At 43.9% G+C, this 20,749-nt stretch carries 18 protein-coding genes; 11 read left to right on the forward strand and 7 right to left on the reverse strand.

The window, feature by feature from the left end:
- Positions 1-9: 9 nt before the first annotated feature.
- Positions 10-933: an acyltransferase gene (locus tag ACS72_RS04355; protein ID WP_048881340.1), complete on the reverse strand. Its 924-nt coding sequence runs from the start codon at positions 931-933 to the stop codon at positions 10-12.
- 250 nt (positions 934-1,183) lie between these two features.
- Here ACS72_RS04355 and ACS72_RS04360 point away from each other — a divergent pair, with 250 nt between their 5' ends.
- The 9 genes from ACS72_RS04360 to ACS72_RS04400 all read left to right on the forward strand — a co-directional run bounded on the left by ACS72_RS04360 (position 1,184) and on the right by ACS72_RS04400 (position 10,486).
- Positions 1,184-1,837, forward strand: coding sequence for an OmpA family protein (locus ACS72_RS04360; protein WP_048881341.1), 654 nt, complete (start codon positions 1,184-1,186; stop codon positions 1,835-1,837).
- Between the two features lie 135 nt (positions 1,838-1,972).
- Complete coding sequence (locus ACS72_RS04365) at positions 1,973-4,012, forward strand: UvrD-helicase domain-containing protein (RefSeq protein WP_004893324.1); 2,040 nt, start codon at positions 1,973-1,975, stop codon at positions 4,010-4,012.
- 46 nt (positions 4,013-4,058) lie between these two features.
- Positions 4,059-4,511 (forward strand): dUTP diphosphatase, encoded by a 453-nt coding sequence (gene dut / locus ACS72_RS04370; protein WP_008305534.1) that lies wholly within the window; start codon positions 4,059-4,061, stop codon positions 4,509-4,511.
- A 232-nt stretch (positions 4,512-4,743) separates the two neighbouring features.
- The gene (locus ACS72_RS04375) at positions 4,744-6,162 is read left to right on the forward strand and encodes a phosphomannomutase/phosphoglucomutase (RefSeq protein WP_048881342.1); all 1,419 of its coding nucleotides are present in this window, start codon (positions 4,744-4,746) and stop codon (positions 6,160-6,162) included.
- Positions 6,163-6,172: 10 nt separating this feature from the next.
- The gene (gene argB / locus ACS72_RS04380; RefSeq protein WP_048881343.1) at positions 6,173-7,081 is read left to right on the forward strand and encodes an acetylglutamate kinase; all 909 of its coding nucleotides are present in this window, start codon (positions 6,173-6,175) and stop codon (positions 7,079-7,081) included.
- 280 nt (positions 7,082-7,361) lie between these two features.
- Positions 7,362-8,210 (forward strand): class II glutamine amidotransferase, encoded by an 849-nt coding sequence (locus ACS72_RS04385; RefSeq protein ID WP_048881344.1) that lies wholly within the window; start codon positions 7,362-7,364, stop codon positions 8,208-8,210.
- Between the two features lie 275 nt (positions 8,211-8,485).
- The gene (locus ACS72_RS04390) at positions 8,486-8,941 is read left to right on the forward strand and encodes a bacteriohemerythrin (RefSeq protein WP_004893331.1); all 456 of its coding nucleotides are present in this window, start codon (positions 8,486-8,488) and stop codon (positions 8,939-8,941) included.
- Positions 8,942-9,080: 139 nt separating this feature from the next.
- Positions 9,081-10,151, forward strand: coding sequence for a membrane protein (locus ACS72_RS04395; protein ID WP_048881345.1), 1,071 nt, complete (start codon positions 9,081-9,083; stop codon positions 10,149-10,151).
- An 8-nt stretch (positions 10,152-10,159) separates the two neighbouring features.
- Positions 10,160-10,486: an RnfH family protein gene (locus ACS72_RS04400; RefSeq protein ID WP_004893334.1), complete on the forward strand. Its 327-nt coding sequence runs from the start codon at positions 10,160-10,162 to the stop codon at positions 10,484-10,486.
- 109 nt (positions 10,487-10,595) lie between these two features.
- On the opposite strand, the gene ACS72_RS04405 is transcribed toward ACS72_RS04400, so the two are convergent.
- Positions 10,596-10,994: an outer membrane protein assembly factor BamE gene (locus tag ACS72_RS04405; protein WP_004811126.1), complete on the reverse strand. Its 399-nt coding sequence runs from the start codon at positions 10,992-10,994 to the stop codon at positions 10,596-10,598.
- Positions 10,995-11,106: 112 nt separating this feature from the next.
- Here ACS72_RS04405 and fur point away from each other — a divergent pair, with 112 nt between their 5' ends.
- Positions 11,107-11,544, forward strand: coding sequence for a ferric iron uptake transcriptional regulator (fur, locus tag ACS72_RS04410; protein ID WP_004811125.1), 438 nt, complete (start codon positions 11,107-11,109; stop codon positions 11,542-11,544).
- A gap of 77 nt (positions 11,545-11,621) precedes the next feature.
- On the opposite strand, the gene ACS72_RS04415 is transcribed toward fur, so the two are convergent.
- Entirely contained in the window at positions 11,622-12,743 is a 1,122-nt protein-coding gene (locus tag ACS72_RS04415) for a PilT/PilU family type 4a pilus ATPase (protein ID WP_048881346.1), read from the reverse strand.
- A 30-nt stretch (positions 12,744-12,773) separates the two neighbouring features.
- Positions 12,774-13,811, reverse strand: a complete 1,038-nt coding sequence (locus ACS72_RS04420; RefSeq protein WP_004811122.1) for a type IV pilus twitching motility protein PilT — start codon at positions 13,809-13,811, stop codon at positions 12,774-12,776.
- A 123-nt stretch (positions 13,812-13,934) separates the two neighbouring features.
- Here ACS72_RS04420 and ACS72_RS04425 point away from each other — a divergent pair, with 123 nt between their 5' ends.
- Positions 13,935-14,621, forward strand: a complete 687-nt coding sequence (locus ACS72_RS04425) for a YggS family pyridoxal phosphate-dependent enzyme (protein ID WP_048881347.1) — start codon at positions 13,935-13,937, stop codon at positions 14,619-14,621.
- A 45-nt stretch (positions 14,622-14,666) separates the two neighbouring features.
- On the opposite strand, the gene ACS72_RS04430 is transcribed toward ACS72_RS04425, so the two are convergent.
- From ACS72_RS04430 to ACS72_RS04440, 3 genes are read right to left on the reverse strand one after another with little or no spacing between them, the layout of a single operon-like run.
- On the reverse strand, positions 14,667-15,773 hold the full coding sequence (locus tag ACS72_RS04430) for an acyltransferase (protein ID WP_048881348.1): 1,107 nt from the start codon (positions 15,771-15,773) through the stop codon (positions 14,667-14,669).
- Between the two features lie 5 nt (positions 15,774-15,778).
- The gene (locus ACS72_RS04435) at positions 15,779-19,393 is read right to left on the reverse strand and encodes an SbcC/MukB-like Walker B domain-containing protein (RefSeq protein WP_048881349.1); all 3,615 of its coding nucleotides are present in this window, start codon (positions 19,391-19,393) and stop codon (positions 15,779-15,781) included.
- A gap of 9 nt (positions 19,394-19,402) precedes the next feature.
- Complete coding sequence (locus ACS72_RS04440) at positions 19,403-20,653, reverse strand: exonuclease SbcCD subunit D (protein ID WP_048881350.1); 1,251 nt, start codon at positions 20,651-20,653, stop codon at positions 19,403-19,405.
- Positions 20,654-20,749: the final 96 nt, after the last annotated feature.

Here is a 20,749-nt window from a genome sequence, read left to right on the forward strand (position 1 = left end):
ATCAGTGCATTAGGCTGCTTGAGCCAGATCCTGCTTCATTTTTTCAATCAACTGATCTTTCTCAGTCCAAATTTGATGAACCCATTGCTGGAAACGCTCGCGGTATTCAGCATCTTCTTCATAATTACCGCCCAGTACCCAGTCCGGAATATCAATCTTTCTTAAATCTACCGCAATACGGGGTACTTCGCCTAGCCAGAATTCACCATAACCTGGTATGCCGTCCGGATAAATGATAGTCATGTCCACAAAGGCATCAATACGGTCACCCAGAATATTCAGCGCCAGGGCCAGACCGCCTGCCTTCGGTTTGAGCAAATGTTTAAAGGGAGACTGTTGCTGGTCATGTTTCTCTTGGGTAAAACGCGTACCTTCCAGATAGTTGAGCAGGGTAAATGGCTGACTCAGCAATTGCTGGCAGGATTTACGTGCTTCATCCATATCGCGATCTTTGAGGGCCGGATTTTTAGCAATCTGTTCCTTGGTGTGACGCTTCATCATCGGGAAACCAAGAATCTTAAATGCCTGTCCGACGAATGGAATAAAGATCAGTTCCCATTTGGTAAAGAACCGAGTCAATGGCATACGGGTTAAGCCGAAGTATTGATTGACTGTAGTATCGACCCAGCTCTGATGATTACAGCTCATCAGGTAGCGGCCCTGCATATTCAGATCCAGAGATTCATCGAAGGTAATGGTCCATTGGGTATTTTTAAGGACATTCTCGATCAGCCAGTTGTTTACGCCAAGCCAACTGTTGGTAATCTTGATATTGGTTTCATCAATTTTGGATGACTTTTTGACTAGTTTGGTCAGACCGAGGGCCAGTACTGGCGGTCCATGGAAAAAGGTACTTCCCGTCATTACTGAAGTCACAGTAAGGCCACGTGCAATTTTTTTTAATATAGGCTGTTTTTTACTTTCCGACGACATATAACCCTGTCCTAAGCTGAAAATCGACTAAATTTTTTCATATTATTAACAATATACGTTTTCAATCTGAAATAGAAAAGTACCGAATGAGAACTGTGGAGAAAATGTGATGAAGTTAACCGTTTTGGTTACACATAAACATTACAAATAGTTACGAAAAGATTTATTATTAACAAATCAGATATAGTTATTGATTGAATTATTGAGCATTATTCTTCAAATACAACAAAACAAGTTAAGGAGGCATGCGATGCGTGCAATGTTAGTTACAGCAGCAGTAGCAGGGGCGGTAGCACTTACAGGTTGTCAAACTACTGGTAATAACCTCGGTGGTGTTGAGTACGACAAAACAGCTTTGGGTACAGTAATTGGTACTGCGGCAGGTTATGGTATTTCTAAAGGCAATGCAAACACTAGCCGTCAAAACAACCGTGCAGCGGCAATCGGTGCAGTACTTGGTGGTGCAGCGGGTGTTTACCTTGACAATAAAGAGAAAAAATTACGTCAAGCGACTGCGGGTACTGGTGTAGATGTAAACCGTAATCCAGACGGTTCAATCAACTTGGTAATGCCAGGTGCGATTACATTTGATACCAACAAGTCAAATATCAAACCAAACTTCTATGCAACATTGAACAAAGTTGCACAAGTTCTAACTGAAGATAACCAAAGCGGTATTCTTGTGACTGGTTATACAGACAGCACTGGTAATGACTCAATCAACTTGCCATTGTCTCAAGCACGTGCGAACTCTGTAGCAAACTACTTGGCAGGCCAAGGTGTTGCACGTACACGTATTAATGCTCAAGGTTTAGGTTCAGCGAATCCAATCGCAGACAACACAACTGCAGCGGGTAAAGAACAAAACCGTCGTGTTGAAATCGCGGTATATGCTGTTCAGTAAGATCTGAATTGCAGAAAAGACCACCTTCGGGTGGTTTTTTTATGTCTGAAGTATGACGCAGGAAAATGAATTTTCAATTAGGCAACTGAGCTTGAGCCGACTATAATCGGAGCCGAATCTAGAAGAGGAAGCACTATGTCACTCGCCAGTCAGTTAAATGACAAGCAACTTGAAGCCATGAAATATACTCAAGGACCCTTGTTAGTGCTTGCCGGTGCGGGTTCAGGTAAGACTTCAGTAATCACAAGAAAAATCGCCTACTTGGTCAAGCATTGCGGCATTCCGGCACATCGTATTACGGCCATGACCTTTACCAACAAAGCCGCACGTGAAATGAAAGAGCGAGTAAGTAAGTTACTCACACGTGAAGAAGGCAAAGGCTTATCAGTATCGACGTTCCATACCTTTGGTCTGAATCTATTACGTTTAGAGCTAAAACATACACCGCTGAAAAATAATTTCTCGATTCTGGATGCGGATGACTGTAAACGTATTCTGATGGACCTGATGCATCGCGATAACTTGTCCGGGGCAGAAAGCAAGGAATTGATCGCAAAAGCAATGAAGATGATTTCCGACTGGAAAAACGATCTGATTCCACCCGAGCAGGCTCATACCACGTGTGAAACTCAGGAAGATGTCCAGTTTGCACATTTGTATCAATTGTATGAACGTAACTTGCGTGCCTATAACGCCGTTGACTTCGATGACCTGATTGTGATGCCAACGCGTTTGTTACAGGAAAACGCTGAAGTGCGTGACAAATGGCAGAACCGTGTGCGTTATTTGTTGGTGGATGAATATCAGGATACCAACACCGCCCAGTATATTCTGGTGAAGTTACTGGTCGGCGTAATGGGCCAGTTTACTGCAGTAGGTGATGATGACCAGTCAATCTATGCCTGGCGTGGGGCTAAACCGGAAAACATGGCGTTGTTACAGCAGGACTTCCCGAATCTGAAAGTTATCAAGCTAGAGCAGAACTACCGTTCGACCAGCCGTATTTTGAAAGCGGCGAATACCGTTATTGGCAACAACCCGCATATCTTCGATAAAAAACTCTGGTCAGACAAAGGCCATGGTGAAGTGATCCGTGTCATCACTTGCCGTAATGATGATGATGAAGCCGAACGCGTAGTCAAAGATCTCATCACGCACAAGTTGATGAATGGTAAAAACTGGAAAGACTACGCAATTTTGTACCGTGGGAATTTCCAGGCACGTATTCTGGAAACCCAACTGCGTCAGATGCAGATTCCTTACAAGCTCTCTGGTGGTCAGTCTTTCTTCGCGCGCGCCGAAATCAAAGATGTCATGAGTTACCTGCGTCTGATCATTAATCCAGAAGATGACAGTGCCTTCCTGCGTATTATCAATACACCGAAACGTGCCATCGGTCCGGTGACACTGGAAAAATTGGGTCTGTTTGCGCAAGAAAATAATTTGTCGCTTTTGGCCGCGGCAGCTGACCAGCGTCTGACCATGGCAATGCCAAAGAAAGCCACCACTCAGCTGGCTGAGTTTGCTGACTTCATCAATAACTTTACCCGCAATCTGCTGGATGATGATGAGCCAGTACCGATTATCCGCCAGATGATGGTAGAAGCCGGCTATATCGACTACATCAAGGAATCAGCGGCAACTCCGGCACAGGAAAAAACCAAGCTCGACAATATTGAAGTGCTGTATAGCAGTATTCAGAGCCTGATTAACCGTGCTGAAGATGTGGATGAAAAGAATATCGAAAGCGTGATCCGTAAGATGGTGCTGCTGGATATGCTGGAACAGCAGCAGGAAGCAGAAGATACGGATAAGGTGAACCTGCTGACCTTACATGCATCTAAAGGTCTGGAATTCCCTTATGTTTATCTGATTGGTCTGGAAGAAGAGATTCTGCCACACAAAAACTCGATCGCGGCAGAAACGGTTGAGGAAGAACGCCGTCTGATGTATGTGGGCATTACCCGTGCACGTCAGGGCTTGACGATTACCTTGGCTGAGCAGCGTAAGGCTGGTGGTCAGATGAAGCAGATGACGCCAAGCCGCTTCCTGGATGAATTGCCAGAAGATGAGCTGGAATGGTTGGGTCGCAAGAAAAAGCTGGCTGGTAATATTGATCCGAAACAGCAGGCACAACATTATCTGGATAATTTACGCGCACTGATTAAGCGTTAAAATTTAAGTAATTAATTTATTGGTATTTTTCTACAGGAATAAAATGATGAAAGTACAGGTGAAAGTCCTTGATGCACGCCTTGGCAATGAATGGCCAATGCCAAATTATGCAACTACAGGTTCTGCAGGACTCGACCTTCGTGCATGTGTAAACGAAACTACAGTAATTGAACCAGGTCAAACAGTACTCGTGAAAACTGGTCTGGCTATTTATATTGAAGATCCTGCATTTGCGGGCCTGATCCTGCCACGTTCTGGTCTGGGTCATAAACATGGTATCGTATTGGGTAATCTGGTAGGTCTGATCGATTCAGATTACCAAGGTGAACTCATGGTTTCGGTATGGAATCGTAGCCAGACTGCATTTAGCCTGGAACCAGGTGAGCGTCTGGCGCAGTATGTCCTCGTCCCAGTGGTGCAAGCACAATTCGATATTGTGAATGAATTCGAAGCCACTGAGCGTGGTGCAGGTGGCTTTGGTCATACTGGCAAGAACTAATTCAAAAAGCCTACATTCAATAAAATGTGGGCTTTTTTAATGGTTGATAGAATAAGATTTATCCCGTTTTTCAGCTGGCATTTATCCATTCGTTATATTTTTTAAATTGATTATTTATCTGAAATCAGCTAAAAGTACAGGGTCCTAGAACAAAAACTAAAGTTTCACATCATGGTGATGACACCTGATTTCTGAACTTATATTCTCCTATTTAGCAGTGAAATTACGATCTATGGGATTTATGCATCATCCATTCCCCATGCAAATCTTTCGTGCTTATGACATTCGCGGTAAGGTTAGTTTACTCAATGTCAGCATGGTAAATGCCATTGCACATGGCCTGGCCCAGCAGTATCAGTCTGCGGGACAGACACGTGTCGCGATTGGTTATGATGCAAGGCTATCCAGTCCGACCTATGCCCATATTATCCAGCGCACCTTAAGCCTGTATGCGATTGAAGCGCACATTATTGGCTGCTGTTCTAGTCCGATGCTGTATTACACGTCACGTGAATTTGGTGGCAACGGTATCATGATTACTGCAAGCCATAATCCACGAGAAGATAATGGCATCAAGTGGTTGATTAACAATCAGCCCCCATGTCCTGAAATGATTCAGGCGGTAGGGCAGGAAGCTCAAAAATATTATTCAGATCAACTACAACAGATAGACTGGATTGAGCATGAGATTATTCCAGAATATTGCCTCAAATATCAGCAGTCCATTCTCAATGATATTCAACTGAAACGCCGTTATCGGGTCGTACTGGATGGGTTGAATGGTTCAGCGGGGCGTTGTGCGGCTCTGGTATTGAACAAGCTTGGTTGTGATCTGACGACAATAAGAACTGAAGCGAACGGTCATTTTCCCGATCATGCGCCGGATCCCTCACAGGAAGCTCATTTACAGCTGTTAAAAGCAAAAGTTTTAGAGATAAGAGCCGACCTCGGAATTGCCCTGGATGGTGATGGTGATCGACTGGTACTCATCGACGCGGATGGGCAGGTTATTACGGCTGATCAGCTGTTATGCCTATGTGCGGAAATTTGTCTGAAAGATACAGTTGATAAAGAATTCGTTTTTGATGTGAAATGTTCTACCCTGGTTCGTAATACGGTACAAGCGCTGGGTGCTACGCCGGTCATGATCCGCACAGGAAGTTCTTTCCTGCGGAAGTATCTGGCGAATTCTCAAGGACAGGCGATTTTTGGTGGTGAATATGCCGGACACTATGTCTTCAATGATGGCCGTGGCGGCGGTTATGATGATGGTGTTTATGCGGCACTCAGAGTCATGGAATACCTGGATCAAACTGGGCAGACACTGGCAGAAGCACTGGCACGTTATCCAAAACGTACGGGCACTGAAGACCTGTATATTTCGACGCATCAGATTAAGCCACTAGAATTGCTTAACTTTGTTGAAGCACAATCACGTAAATTAAACGCGCGAATTAGTAAAATTGACGGTATACGTCTTGATTTTGATGATGGTTTTGGCATCATTCGAGCATCCAATACAGGTGAATACTTCACAGTGCGTTTTGATGCGGAAAATCAGAGCCGCCTGAATGAAATTCGTCACCTGTTCGTTTCGATGTTACGTGACCGCTATCCTGCGATCGCCCAAGACATTTTAGATGCTCAATAAGGAGAGGCGAATGCCAAATCAACAGACAGGCATCGACAAAGCACAAATTCTGACTGAAGCTTTGCCGTATATTCAACGCTTTGCGGGTAAAACCCTTGTGGTGAAATATGGCGGTAACGCAATGACCGATCCTGAGCTGGAAAGTTCATTTGCTCGTGACATCGTGTTGCTGAAAACTGTAGGTCTGAATCCGATCGTAGTACATGGTGGCGGTCCTCAAGTCGATTCTATGCTGAAACAGCTGGGCCGTGAATCTGAACGTATTGATGGCATGCGTGTTACTGATTCTGCAACCATGGAAATCGTTGAAATGGTGCTTGGTGGAAGCGTAAACAAATCGATCGTTAATCTGATCAACAAACATGGTGGACGTGCCATTGGTTTGACCGGTAAAGACGGTAACCTGATTCGTGCACAGAAACTGCTGATGGAAAAAACTGCTGAAGATGGTTCAGTGCAAAAAATTGATTTGGGTCTGGTGGGTGAAGTGGTTGGTGTCAAAACTGATGTACTGGAAATGTTTACCAATAGCGATTTTATTCCTGTGATTGCACCGCTGGGTGTGGATGAGGAAGGCAATACTTACAATATCAATGCCGATCTGGTTGCAGGTAAAGTGGCTGAAGCCTTGGGTGCAGAAAAACTGATTCTGCTGACCAATATTAGCGGTGTGCTAGACGAAAATAAAAATCTGCTGACTGGCCTGACCACTCAGGAAGTTGATCGCCTGATTGAAACAGGTGTGATCTATGGTGGAATGATTCCGAAAGTGGGTTGTGCACTCGATGCTGTGAAAGGTGGTGTCATCAGTGCACACATTGTGGATGGTCGTGTACCGCATGCCAGCCTGCTAGAAATTTTTACTGATCATGGTGTTGGTACATTGATTACCAACCGTGTAAAGTCAGGCCATCATTAATTTAAATGATTTAATGATTAAAAAGAGTCTCAATCGGGACTCTTTTTTATGCCTTTTATTTTTAGCTCTTGTCTTCTGAAATCATCATAATTTTTCTTGAGCAGAACCCTGTTGTCTTGAAAAAACAGCTTGAACCAGATTTATCTTTTTTTTTAAATAAAGCATAAAAAAGCATTATTTAGCATTTTTAGCGCATAAGATTGCATGGATCAAGATTTGAAAAGCTCCAGGGACTCATGCACAATAACTGCATAAATACTCCGATACCTGAATGAAGATTATGTGCCAGCTGCTTGGAATGAATTGTGCGACACCAACAGATATTACCTTTTCATTTCGAGGCTTTTCACAGCGCGCAGGAATTACTTCAGATCATGCTGATGGTTTTGGGATTGCTTTCTTTGAAGATAAAGCTTGTCGCCTGTTTGTCGACAACCAGTCTGCGGTTGAATCACCGATTGCCGAGCTGATCCGCAATTACCCAATCAAATCACGTAATGTGATCGCACATATCCGTAAGGCGACTCAGGGTAAAATCAATCTGGAAAATTCGCATCCTTTTAGTCGCGAGTTGTGGGGACGTCAGTGGATCTTTGCGCATAATGGTGACCTGCATAATTTTTTTCCAGAGCTCTCAGGCCGTTTTACGCCAGTCGGTAATACCGACAGTGAACGTGCTTTCTGTTATCTGCTTGATCAGTTAGTAAAGCGCTTTGGTTATCATGAGCCAAAACAGGATCAGATCTTTGATCTGCTGACCGAGATTTCGCCATCCATCGCCGAGCATGGTACTTTTAATTTTTGTTTGTCCAATGGTCAGGCGCTGTTTACCTATGCCATTACCAAGCTACATTGGCTGGTGCGTGAATATCCGTTTAAGCCTGCACAACTCATTGATATTGAGGTAGAAGTCGATTTTAGCCAAGTGACCACTCCCGAGGACCGTGTCGCTGTGATTACCACGGAACCCTTGACCCAGAATGAGGAATGGACGGCTTTCCAACCCGGCGAGATGATTCTGTTCCAGCACGGAGCAAAAGTACGTTCTCAACTGACCCACGTAGAACGTCTGGAACGTGAGCGACTGGACCCTTCACTCAAACGGGTGACACGTGCAGATCAGTACTGATCTCGAAGCTAATAATGACAGTGAAAATACTGTTTTTTTTGTTTAATTTTCATGTAAAAATCAAAGATTAATAAGAGCTTATAGCTCTTATTGGTTAATTAATATCTGATCTTTTTGCTCAGAATAAATTAATTTTAATTATATATAACAAATACTTAAATATAAAAATACAATTTCACCACTAAAGCCGACTAATTCACTTCATTTTTATTTAAATCAATACCCTATATGCTTCAAGTTATGTGATAAATCCTCAATATTTATAGGTGGTCGTAATGAAAATGAAATGGGTTCCAGAATACAATACTGGTATCGATGTGATTGACGATCAGCATAAACGAATTCTCGATTACATTAATGAAATCGACGAAATTGATGTCAATACCAATCGTGCGCGTGTTAAGCAAATTCTAGAAAATATTATCGATTACACACAATCGCATTTCACTTTTGAAGAATCACTTCAAGAAGAGGCGGGTTATAAATATCGTGTACCGCATAAACGCGTGCATGATCTGTTCATTAAAAAAATTGAGTCGTATCGTGACCGTTTTGAAATGGGACATTCGATTGAAGCTGAATTGCATGAAGTATTATCTAAATGGCTGATCAACCATATTCAGCATGATGATGCGGATTATGTGGGTGCGGTGAAGGAAAACATGATCGGCCTGATCAAAGAAAAAGAAAAGAAAAAGGGCAAAAACTGGTTCGCTCGTTTCTTCTCATAAAGCAATTTTTCCCTATAACAAAAATTAAAGTCTAATGATCATTTTGCGCAGCAAATCATCTTCGGGTGGTTTGCTTTTTGTTTTTGATTTTCACCGCTATGCAAGGCAAAATAGCGCTAGATTTTTATAGGAATGCATCATGCAGGACAATGCTATGTCAAAATGGTTATCGCCTCTGATGGCTTTTTGTTTATCTTTTCTTATTATTGCGACCCTCGCACCAATAACAGGTATTCAGATTGATCGTCAGCTTGATTTCTGGATGTTGTGGTTAGCGACAATGCTGATCCTGGCGCTTCCAGTCTGTTATCTGGAAATTGCTTTAGCGAAACGTTCCAAGACCACCGCATTACAGGCATTGTCGAGCCTGACCCGTGAGGCAGACAGCTCGCAGCGCTGGCGTATTGTCGGCTGGCTGGCTGTGGTGTTTATTCCATTTCTTGCGGGTGCAATGCTGAATCATGCCTCCAACGTGGTATCGATTGCCAACCTTGAAGTACAGCAACCGGCCATCCTGGCTGGATTGGTGATTGCGGCTTTGCTGTTGTCTTTAGTTCCACGTCTAATTCTGGTGGGAATTACCACTGTAGGCGTGATTGCATCCTTGGTCCTTGCCAATGTCATGGGTACAGCACTGCCTGAATGGCAGGTAACTCCGGTACAATTCTCTGAATGGGGCAATGCAACGGTATTGGCACTGGTGGCCAGCGGGTTAGGCATGGGCTTGTACTGGCAGTCTAGTTTGGCTGCTGTCAAACAGCAGGATGGAGCGACCAAAACAGTATTACCGATCTGGATTGCACAACTGCTTGCAGTAATTGCTTTTGGTTTCTTCGCGGTAAAAGCTGAAGTTCCTGCATTTGCCTTGGTTGCCGCGATTGTAGCTGCTGCCGCACTGATGTTACAGATGGCGCGTGAACAGCTGCAACAGCGTCAGATAAATGTCATCATTCAATGGGTAATTGTAGCGGTGGCAACACTGGTCTGGTTGATTCCAAATATCACACCGGTATTTAATAACCTGCTGATCCTTTGGGGGCTGGTGATCAGCCTGATCTATGCCTTGTTTGCTGGTTGGATCATGAAGATCAGTCATCTTCGTAAATCAATGAATTTCAGTTCAGAGGCGTTCTATAATATCTGGCGTATTGCAGTCCGGGTGGTATTACCAGTGTCGATTGTTGTGGCTATTATTGCAGTGTTAGGGTAGTGGTTCTGATGAATCAGTCAGCGTTGATTTGGGTGGCGTATGCTGCCCCTGAGCAACAGTTTCATATTGCAGTGCCATTTCAGCAGGGCATGACTGCACTGGATGCAATTGCTACAAGCGGCATCCGCGATCAGGTGGAATTGCCTGAACCTTTGAATCTGGGAATATTTGGCGTGCGCTTGCAGGATCATGCACAGCTTTTGAATGCTGGGGATCGTATAGAAATTTACCGTGCGTTGATCATTAATCCTAAGGATATTCGCCGTAAACGTGCAGCGCAAAATCCTGTAGGACGTTATAATAAAGGTAATCGGTCCAAGCTGTGGCAATCTTGAGGTTGATCAAATGCGTCATAAAATCGGCAAAATGCCAGTAATTTGATAAACCTATGCAGTTAATTAGAAAAACCCCTAGAAATACAGGGGTTTTTTTATGAAAAAGCGATTATAGTGGTGGCGCTGTCAGAATCGCTTCTTTTGAACCAGGTAAACCGGGTTGTGACGCTGGAATTGTTTCTAGACCTTCAATGCGTTCCACAATACCGTTTGGATTGAAGTAGATTTTTAAGTGCTGACCACGTGCAGCAGGAATGTTGGCTTTTTTAGCATAGGTTCCTGGGGTATAATTGTAGATGTAGTCCCAGCGTAATGGATTTAAAGGATCTGTCACTGTTGGGCTGCCAAGTAGGAAGCGGACTTGTTGGTGGCTCATTCCCACCTGGATTTTAGAGGCTTGTGCTTGAGTTAAAGGTGTTCCTTGAGGAATATCAACTTTGTACACACCTAAGGTCGAACAGCCGACGAGCAATGAAGTGACGAATAACGTCAACATGATTTTTTGCATTTTGCTACACTATCCCAAATTAATTATGATGCATTTGATCCAAGGATAGATCATACTGCATCTAAACTTTGTTGCATATTCCAACTTTAATTTTGTTGAGAGACCTTTTTACATGCCTATTTCAAATCAAGATTTACGCAAAGCTGGACTGAAAGTTACCCTGCCTAGAATTAAAATATTAGAACTATTAGAAAACTCACGTCAGCACCATTTAAGCGCGGAAGATATCTACAAGACTTTACTCGATCAAGGGGAAGATGTGGGTCTTGCAACTGTATATCGTGTGTTAACACAGTTTGAAGCAGCGGGCATTATTCAGCGTCATCACTTTGAAAATAATCATTCTGTATTTGAAATTATGCAGGATGATCACCATGATCACCTGGTATGTCAAAACTGCAATAAAGTTGTTGAATTCACCAATGACGTAATTGAACATGAACAGCACGAAGTTGCGAAAAAATTCGGCTTTGAATTAACAGGCCACTCACTGAATCTGTATGGTTACTGTGATGAACCTGAATGTCAGGACGCTTATCGTAAAAAATAATGCCAGGATGTTCCTAGGTATAAAAAACAGGCTTCAAAGGAAGCCTGTTTTTTTTATATGAGGATGATGACTTAATCTTAAGATTGTCCATCAAAGGTAATATTGCTGCCGGCATTCATCAGATGTGCACCACCTTCTTCGGATAACTTGATTTGCAGACGCAGATCGTTTGGAGAGTCAGCATGTTTCAACGCATCCTTATAGCTGATCTGTTTGGCCTTGTACAGGTCATACAGGGCCTGGTCAAAGGTCTGCATTCCAAGTTCACGTGAACGCTTCATCAAGTCTTTGATTTCATGCACATCACCTTTACGGATCAGATCTGAAACTAAAGGTGAGTTGATCAGGATCTCAATTGCGGCACGACGGCCTGTGCCATCAATGGTTGGGATTAGCTGCTGTGCCACCATCGCTTTGAGGTTTAAAGACAAGTCCATAAACAGCTGGTTATGGCGGTCTGCTTCAAAGAAATGAATAATCCGGTCAATCGCCTGGTTGGCGTTATTGGCGTGCAAGGTCGCAAATACCAGGTGACCGGTTTCCGCAAAGGCAATAGCATAGTCCATGGTTTCACGGGAACGGATCTCACCGATCAGAATCACGTCTGGTGCCTGACGCAGGGTATTTTTCAGGGCGATTTCAAATGAATCTGTGTCGATCCCGACTTCACGCTGGGTGATGATACAACCCTTATGCTGGTGCACAAATTCGATCGGGTCTTCGATGGTGATGATATGACCTTTGGAATTTTCATTACGATAACCAATCAAAGAGGCAAGGGAAGTCGATTTACCGGTACCTGTTGCGCCCACGAAGATGATAATCCCGCGCTTGGTCATCGCCAGTTCTTTCAGAATTGGCGGTAACTTTAAATCATCCATAGTAGGAATGACGGTTTCAATACGACGCAGAACCATACCCGGCTGATCACGCTGCTGAAATGCACTGACACGGAAACGTGCTGATTTGCTGGGATTGGTAATCGCAAAGTTACACTCACGTGTATCGGCAAATTCTTTGCGCTGTTTTTCCGTCATAATTGAATGCAGAATCTGGCCTACTGCTGGTCCAGGTAATTTGACTGATCCAATCGGCACAATTGAGCCATTCACTTTAATTGAAGGTTCGACATCTGCAGTAATGAACAGATCCGATGCCTTTTGTGCCACCATATAGTCGAGTAAGCCGTTAAAATCCATACTTCGTCCCCGAGAAAATCAAAACATTTTTTATAGGAAAGATTCAGGCTGTTTAGCAGCAGTACGCGCAACTTGTGGGCTGATCACGCCTTTAGATACCAGTGTTTTCAGGCTCTGATCCAGCGTAGTCATACCATAGTTGGCACCGGTCTGAATGGCAGAGTACATTTGAGCAACTTTGTTTTCACGGATCAGGTTACGGATGGCCGGAATACCGATCATGATTTCATGTGCAGCGACACGACCACCACCATTTTTCTTGAGCAGGGTTTGTGAAACGACTGCTTGTAATGATTCAGACAGCATGGCACGAACCATGTCTTTTTCTTCGGCCGGGAATACGTCGATCACACGGTCAATAGTTTTAGCAGCAGAAGTCGTATGCAGGGTGCCAAACACCAGGTGACCGGTTTCAGCAGCAGTGAGTGCCAGACGGATGGTTTCAAGGTCACGCATCTCACCCACCAGGATAATATCCGGGTCTTCACGTAATGCAGAACGTAATGCTTCATTGAAACCATGCGTGTCACGATGCACTTCACGCTGGTTGATCAGACATTTTTTGGATTGGTGTACAAATTCAATTGGATCTTCGACGGTCAGAATATGGTCATAACGGTTATCATTGATATAGTCCAGCATCGCTGCCAGTGTCGTTGATTTACCTGAACCGGTTGGGCCTGTGACTAGTACCAGACCACGTGGATAGTCACAAATATCTTTAAAGATCTGACCCATGCCCAGATCTTCAATGGTTAAAACTTTAGAGGGAATGGTACGGAATACGGCACCGGCACCGCGGTTCTGGTTAAATGCGTTTACACGGAAACGGGCAACGCCAGGAACTTCAAAGGAAAAGTCAGTTTCTAGATTTTCTTCATAGTCACGGCGCTGTTTATCGTTCATGATATCGTAAACCAGCTTGTGAACTTCTTTATGTTCCAGGGCAGGCAGGTTAATACGACGAACTTCACCATCAACACGAATCAGTGGTGGCATCCCCGCAGACAAGTGTAAATCTGACGCGCCATTTTTAGCAGAAAATGCTAATAATTCTGTAATGTCCATAAAGTCCCCAAAGGCATTTAAATGTTATTTATTTTGATAGAATAATAAGGCTTTCCCACAGCTTAACCAACACTTAGTTGGGGGGCAAGGGAAAAAAATATGAACGAAATGAGAACTCCGTCAATGAAAATGTTGCAACTCGCACGAGATCAGGTATTGGCCCAAATTCATACTGCATGTCAGCAGGCTGGTCGTGATGAACAGACCGTGCAGCTGCTGGCTGTTTCAAAGACACATCCAGCGGAAATCTTGGCGGAAATGTATGCAGCCGGACAGCGCAGTTTTGGTGAAAACTATTTGCAGGAAGCGCTGGATAAGATTGAAAAGTTGCAGGATCTGGAGATTGAGTGGCATTTTATTGGGCATGTTCAGCGGAACAAGACCAAGCATCTGGCAGAAAAGTTTGACTGGGTACATGGGGTAGATCGTCTGATCATTGCTGAACGTCTGTCTAATCAGCGCGAAGATAATCAAGCACCCCTAAATATTTGTCTTCAGGTGAATATCGACGGGCAGGATACCAAAGACGGCTGTCAGCCAGAAGAAGTAGCGGATCTCGTAGCGCAAATTAGCCAGTTACCGAAACTGCGTCTGCGTGGTTTGATGGTGATTCCGGCGCCAAACAATACAGCGGCTTTTGCCGATGCCAAGGCTTTATTCGAAGCGGTTAAAATGCAACATACCAAAGCTGAGGATTGGGATACTTTAAGCATGGGGATGTCAGGGGATATGACCGAAGCGATTGCGGCAGGTTCAACCATGGTGCGGGTCGGCACCGCCTTGTTTGGTACACGTCCTAAAAAGGATTAACGGAACCATATTTCAGACAGGTTTTTCAAATTGTTAAGAAAAGTGTTATTGCATTGAGCGGGATAACGCTTTTCTTTGTTGTGGTTCGAGTAATTTTGCCATTAAGCTAGCCAGTAGAACTAAAACCAGCATAGTAGAAATCAGGGCCAGAACAGCACCCCCTAGACCATAAGCACGGCTTTGTGGAAAGCAACCCAAAATAAACAACAGTAAAGGAAAATGAGTCACATAGAGGGTATAAGAAAAACTCGCGGACTTTACCCAGACTGGTTGATAATAACTGAGTTTTTGTTGTAGTTGAATCAGCCAGCAGACAAAAGCCAGTCCTATCAACGTGTTAAATGGTACAAAATAGTTACCACGATAAATTTTAGCCTGATCGATCATATGAAAGTGATAGGCGTCTCTACAGGCAATGAAAAAAGCCAGGCTTAGGCATCCCAGTTTGAGTGATTTCAAATGATTTAAGACAGACTGTTGAATATGACCAAATGAACTGGCAAAGGCTGTCAGCCATACAAGCAAATAAATCAGAAATTGGGGATTAAGTGCGGTAAGTGTAATTAACACTAAAGCAAAACTGAGTTTGGCAATAACAGAATGTTTTAAAAAAGGCAAAAAGCCCGCCAGCACATAAAACCAGACCTCAAAACTTAAACTCCATAGTGGCGCATTGGCAGATAACGTGGGCGTCACAAAGCCATTTAAAAAGAACAGTGAACCCAGAAAATTGTCCCACTCCAGACTATAGGTGGTACGAATCATCATGCCAAAACTGTTCTGAAACTGATGTGTATGAGAGCTAAAAAAGTAGGGCGCCAGAATATATAAAGTTAAGGTCAGGGCAAGGGCAAACAGGAAAGGCGGTAAAATTCTACGGCAGCGCTGCCGGATATAGTGAGACAGATTAAACTGGCTGTTTTGCTGGATATTATTCTGTATAGAGGTTCCGATCAGATAGCCACTTAAAGCAAAGAACATCATCACCGCGGCCTGACCAAGCAGCCGAACCCAGGAATACAGTGTTAAATCAAAAGGGGCGATAAAAGCCTGAAAGCAGTGACTAAATAGCACCACAATTGCACTCACTCCACGCAAGCTTTCCAGTTGTAAACTGAATTCAGCTGAAAATCTGCGTGAAGTCATATTCATGAGCGCTAGCCTATAATCTGAATGGTACTGGCACCAGAGCCAACGGGTTTAACCTGAATCTGGACTGGAATCCGTTCATGCATTTCCTGGATATGCGAGATCAGCACCACTTTACGACCCTGGCTTTGCAGATGATCGAGAGCATTCATCACCATATGTAAGGACGCTGGATCGAGTGTCCCAAAACCTTCATCAATGAACAGCGATTCCAGCTTCATCGAGCCAGACGCCATATTGGCAATGGCCAAGGCTAAGGCGAGTGATACCAGGAAAGTTTCCCCACCGGACAGCGAAAGTACAGGGCGGACCTCACTGTTCATATCCAGGTCAATAATCGCCAGACTCAGACTGTTCGGAATACGGTGCAGCTGATAGCGTGGAGCCAAAGGCTGGAGCTGCTGGTTGGCATATTCAACTAGAATATCCAGATGATGTTCCTGGGCAATTTTCTGGAATTTGGTGCCTTCTTTATGTCCAATCAGGTCATAAATCCGACCCCAACGATATTCCTCAGCCTTAATCTGTTCAATCTGATGCTGGTATCTGGCATACATACTCTGGTTGTTGGCATTCATACGCAGTTTGGCATCGGTTTCATTCAGTATTTCTTGTTGTGCTGTCTTTTCCTGTATCAGTGCAGCCAGTTTTTGTTCAATCTCTTCAAATTCATGTTCAGGCTGCAGTTTTAAATGTGCCTGATATTGTTCTTCGAGTAACTGCCATGCGGTTTTGGCATTTTCCAGTGCCTGTTTTTGATTGGATAAATCCTGGCGGATACGTTGATGGCTGGTGAGATCAATACCCAGCCATTGTTCAATTTGCGTCGTAGTCACCTGTGGATGGTTCTGCTGCCAAGCCTGAATATTCTGTTGATATTGCTCAAGTTGCTGATCAATCTGCTTTTGTTGGGTGATAAAATCCTGCAACTTAAGATTGGCCTGATGCAGCTGTTTTTCTGCCTGACTGGTTTGTTGGCGCTGGATGTCTAGTTGCTGTTGCAAAGCTTTGGTTTGCTGATCCAAAGTCGTCTGCCACTCTGCAGCCACCCGATATACTTGTCCTGCATGTTGCCCGGTCAATTCAGCCAGTTGCTGGCGTAAGTCCTTACCTTGCTGGATAAGTTGCTCTAAAGACTGGTGGCGTTGCGCAAAATTATGTTGTTCAACTTGCAGCTGATATTGGGTTTTATCAACTGCTTGTTGCTGTGTTTGCAGCTCAGATTCCAGTTGCTTTTGCACACTTAAAAGCTGAATGCGCTGTTGTAACTGTTGTAACTGTTGTTGTAGAGTGGATAACCATTTTATCGGATCCTGAGATGCATAGTTCTCAGGCAATACATTGATTAGGGGTTGAATAAGCTGGGTCAATTGAGTCCGCTGTTGCAGAACCAATTGCAGTTGATGTAAGTGCTGCTGCTGCTGACGCCATTGCTGTAATAGCTGCTGTAACTGCTGTTCTTGTCGTTGCAGCTGTTCAATCTGCTTTACGACACTATTGCTATGGTCTTTCAAAAGGTGGGCTAAACGATTTAAGTCATTTTCACTCTCAGTAATAACCCCTAAATTTGCCAGTTGAGTTGTATATTCAATCTGTTGCTGCTGAATTTGCTGCTGGAATGCTTGCAAACGCTGCTGTTGCTGTTCAATCACAGTTTGCAGCTTTGAGATTTCAATCTGTTTCTGTTGCTGGGTCTGACTTAGCTGATCAAGCTGTTGTCTGGCTTGCTGTAATTGCTGTTCCTGTAGCTGACATAAGCTTTTGTCCAGTAGCTCATGTTGTTCTTGAGCAAAAGGATGTTCATGACCGCCGCATACCATACAGGGTTCATCAGGTTTTAATTGGGCACGCAGTTCCTGCACGCTTTGTGTATGCAATAAACGCTGCTGAGCTAAAATCCGCTCTAGCTGTTCATAAGCCTGTTGTTCAGATTGAATCTGTTGCTGCAAAGTCTGTTCAGCATTTTGCAGTAATTTCAGCTGCTGTTGCTGGGTATGTATAGAGGTTTGTAGCTGCTCTGACTCTTGAGATTGTTGCAGAGTCTGTCGTAAGCGTTGCTTTAGCCCATCAAGCTGAAGCTGTTCGGTATAATGCTGTTGGAGGGTCTGCTGAACAGATTTAAGTTGCTGGTCTAACTGTTCAATACTTTGATGTTGCTGGATCCAGTGGTTGAGCTTGGCAGATAATTCGGTAACGGTTTTTTCCAGTGCAGACAAAGGCTGATTTAGGCTTTCAGGATTTTTTTGCAATAGTTGCTGATACTGCTGTAAATAGTCCTGCATACGTTGCAGGGTACTTTGCGGCTCCTGATCAAAAACACTTAAAAATTCTGATTGGGTTAACTGCTGACTAATCTGCTGCTGTTTAGCCTGAGCATGACTTAAGGCCAATTGCTGCTGTGCTAACTGCTGTTCTAGGGGATGCAGGTGAGTAGTTTGAAACTGATTTTGCTCCGTATTCAGTTTTTTATACTGTTCAGATACCGTATGGATAGCATGATCCAGCTTTAAACCTGCTTCCAGATGTGGCTTGATTTGGTCTAAATGCTGCTGAAATTTCTGCTGCTGTTGCTCCAAGGCTACTAGTTTGGTTTCTTCTTCAATAAAGCGTTTTTTTAGCGTTTCAAACTCAAGGGTGAATTGTGCCTGTTGTTGCTGAATCTGAATTTTTTTCGGTTCTAAATGGGAACGCTGAATAAACTGATCACGGATAGACTGGAATTCATCCAGCTGTTCCAGTAATTGTTGCTGTCCTGCAGATTTATTTATGGCATCCAACTGGACATCATACACTTCTTTTTTTGCATGGACTTCGGCATACAGCTTATGTCGGTCCAGATGCCATTTTTTCTCATTTTCCAGCAGTTTTTCAGATTGCTGAAGATTCTGTAATTGTAAACACAGCGCCGTCTGTTGCTGTTTTAAGGCGTTAATATCTTCTTCGGACAGGGTTTCAATATGTCCAATCAGCTTTTCCAGATCACTGCGCTTATTTTTTACTTCACTGAATTTTTGTGCTGCTTTTTGACTGACCACACTGAAAATTTGTGAATTAGTCAAATATTCCAGCAGGTCTGCACGTTCATGATCTTTGGCTTTTAAGAAGGCTCCCACTTCAGACTGGGCAAGTAGGACAGCACGGGTAAACTGCTCAAAGCTGAGTCCAATCAGTTTTTCAATAAGTGGCGTGACTTCGGATATTTTTTGGGTGAGCGTGGTGTCATCATCAAGGCATTTGATATAACGGTCGACTTTTAAATTGCCATCAATTTTATTGCGGGCACGGCGGATTTCCCAACGGGCAAGATAGCGCTTGCTATCCAGCGCAATAAATTCCAGTTCACTAAAGCCGGTGGTTGTGCCACGACGCAGAATATTTTTAGAATCTTTGATGGAAACATCCTGTCCACCCGTATCTTTGAGACTGCCAGTTGCACCTTTTAAACGTGGAATTTCGTTATACAGTGCCAGACACATGGCATCCAGCAGGGTAGATTTACCTGCACCAGTTTTACCGGTAATGGCAATCAGGCCGGCATGTGCCAACGGGCTATCATCAAAGCGAATATCATGAGTGCCTGCCAGAGAAGCCAGATTATTTAAACTCAAACGTAAAATTTTCATGGCATTTCCTTATGGCTGCTGCACATCAATATCTTGCTGGGCTTCATGTAGCAGCTGCAGGAAATCACGCTTTACCGAGTCATCTGGATCATAACCCATCTTTTCCCAGAGGTTACCGAACAGGGATTCCGGGGTCGGAGGCGCCAGATCAATTTTAGAAATGTGCGTGCTTGAGTCCGCTACTTGCTGATAAATCCGGGAAATACGTAGCAGTCGGTAACGGTTTGGCGGCAAAGCCTGTTCAATCTGCTGTCTGAGATCTACTGGGGGAGGCGCAGTGGTAGTGTATTCAATTTCCAGGAAATGGCGTGCAAACAGCTGATCAATTTCACCATTCGGCAAGGCCTTGACTTGGTCAATCAGATCATTGAGGTCGGCACGAATCCGGAGCAGATCTACAGTGCGTGGAATGATTAGAGGCTCATATTGAAAGCGTTGTTCATCTGACTGCATCGGATCAATTCGTACCTCTACAACCTGATGTTTATAATTCAATTCACTAAAAGACAAAGGAATAGGCGAGCCACTATAGCGGATATGTTCCTGACCGACTTTCTGCGGCTTATGCAAATGCCCCAACGCGACATAATCAATACCATCTTCAAAAAGCGCCGTCGATAAGGCTTCTTCATGTCCCACTACAATCGGACGTTCAGAATCCGAAGTTTCTCCGCCTTGCATATGCGCATGTGACATCAGAATCAGCGCCTGATCTGGCTGTTTACGTGCCTTGGCTTCAGCGATCAGTTGTTGATGCAGATAGCTAATCGCGTTTTGACTGTTGGTGGTATGTTCATTCAGTCCGGTAATTTCGGCACTACGTAGATAAGGCAAGGCCAGGCACCAGGCTAAAATTTTCTGTTCAGGGCTATAAATCGGCACCATCAGACGATCCAGATCCAGCTGATTATTTTCCTTGCGGCTGATGACACCGACTGCACGTGCATTGAATTTGGCAAGAAAAGGCTCAACCTGCTCGATGCGATAACCCGAATCATGGTTGCCGGCAATCATCAGGGTTTGCATGTGCGGTGCCAGTGTATGGGCACTGGTTAAAAATTGATAAAGCTGTTTCTGAGCGCTGGAGGACGGATTGATGACATCAAAGATATCGCCTGCAATTAGCAAGGCATTTGGCTGTTTTTGTTTAATTTGTTCCAGCAACCAGCTCAAAAAATGGCGATGTTCAAATTCACGATCATGATTATGGAAAAATTGTCCTAAATGCCAATCTGATGTGTGTAAAAAATGAACTGCCATGTCCCCTGAGCCTATAAAAGTTTAAACACCCGAAGTGGGTAAAAGCATGGATGAAACCAGCAAAAATCTTACTTCCGAAGCAGGAATGATCGTTTT

The sequence above is a fragment of the Acinetobacter sp. VT 511 genome (assembly GCF_001077515.1).
GTDB lineage: Bacteria > Pseudomonadota > Gammaproteobacteria > Pseudomonadales > Moraxellaceae > Acinetobacter > Acinetobacter schindleri.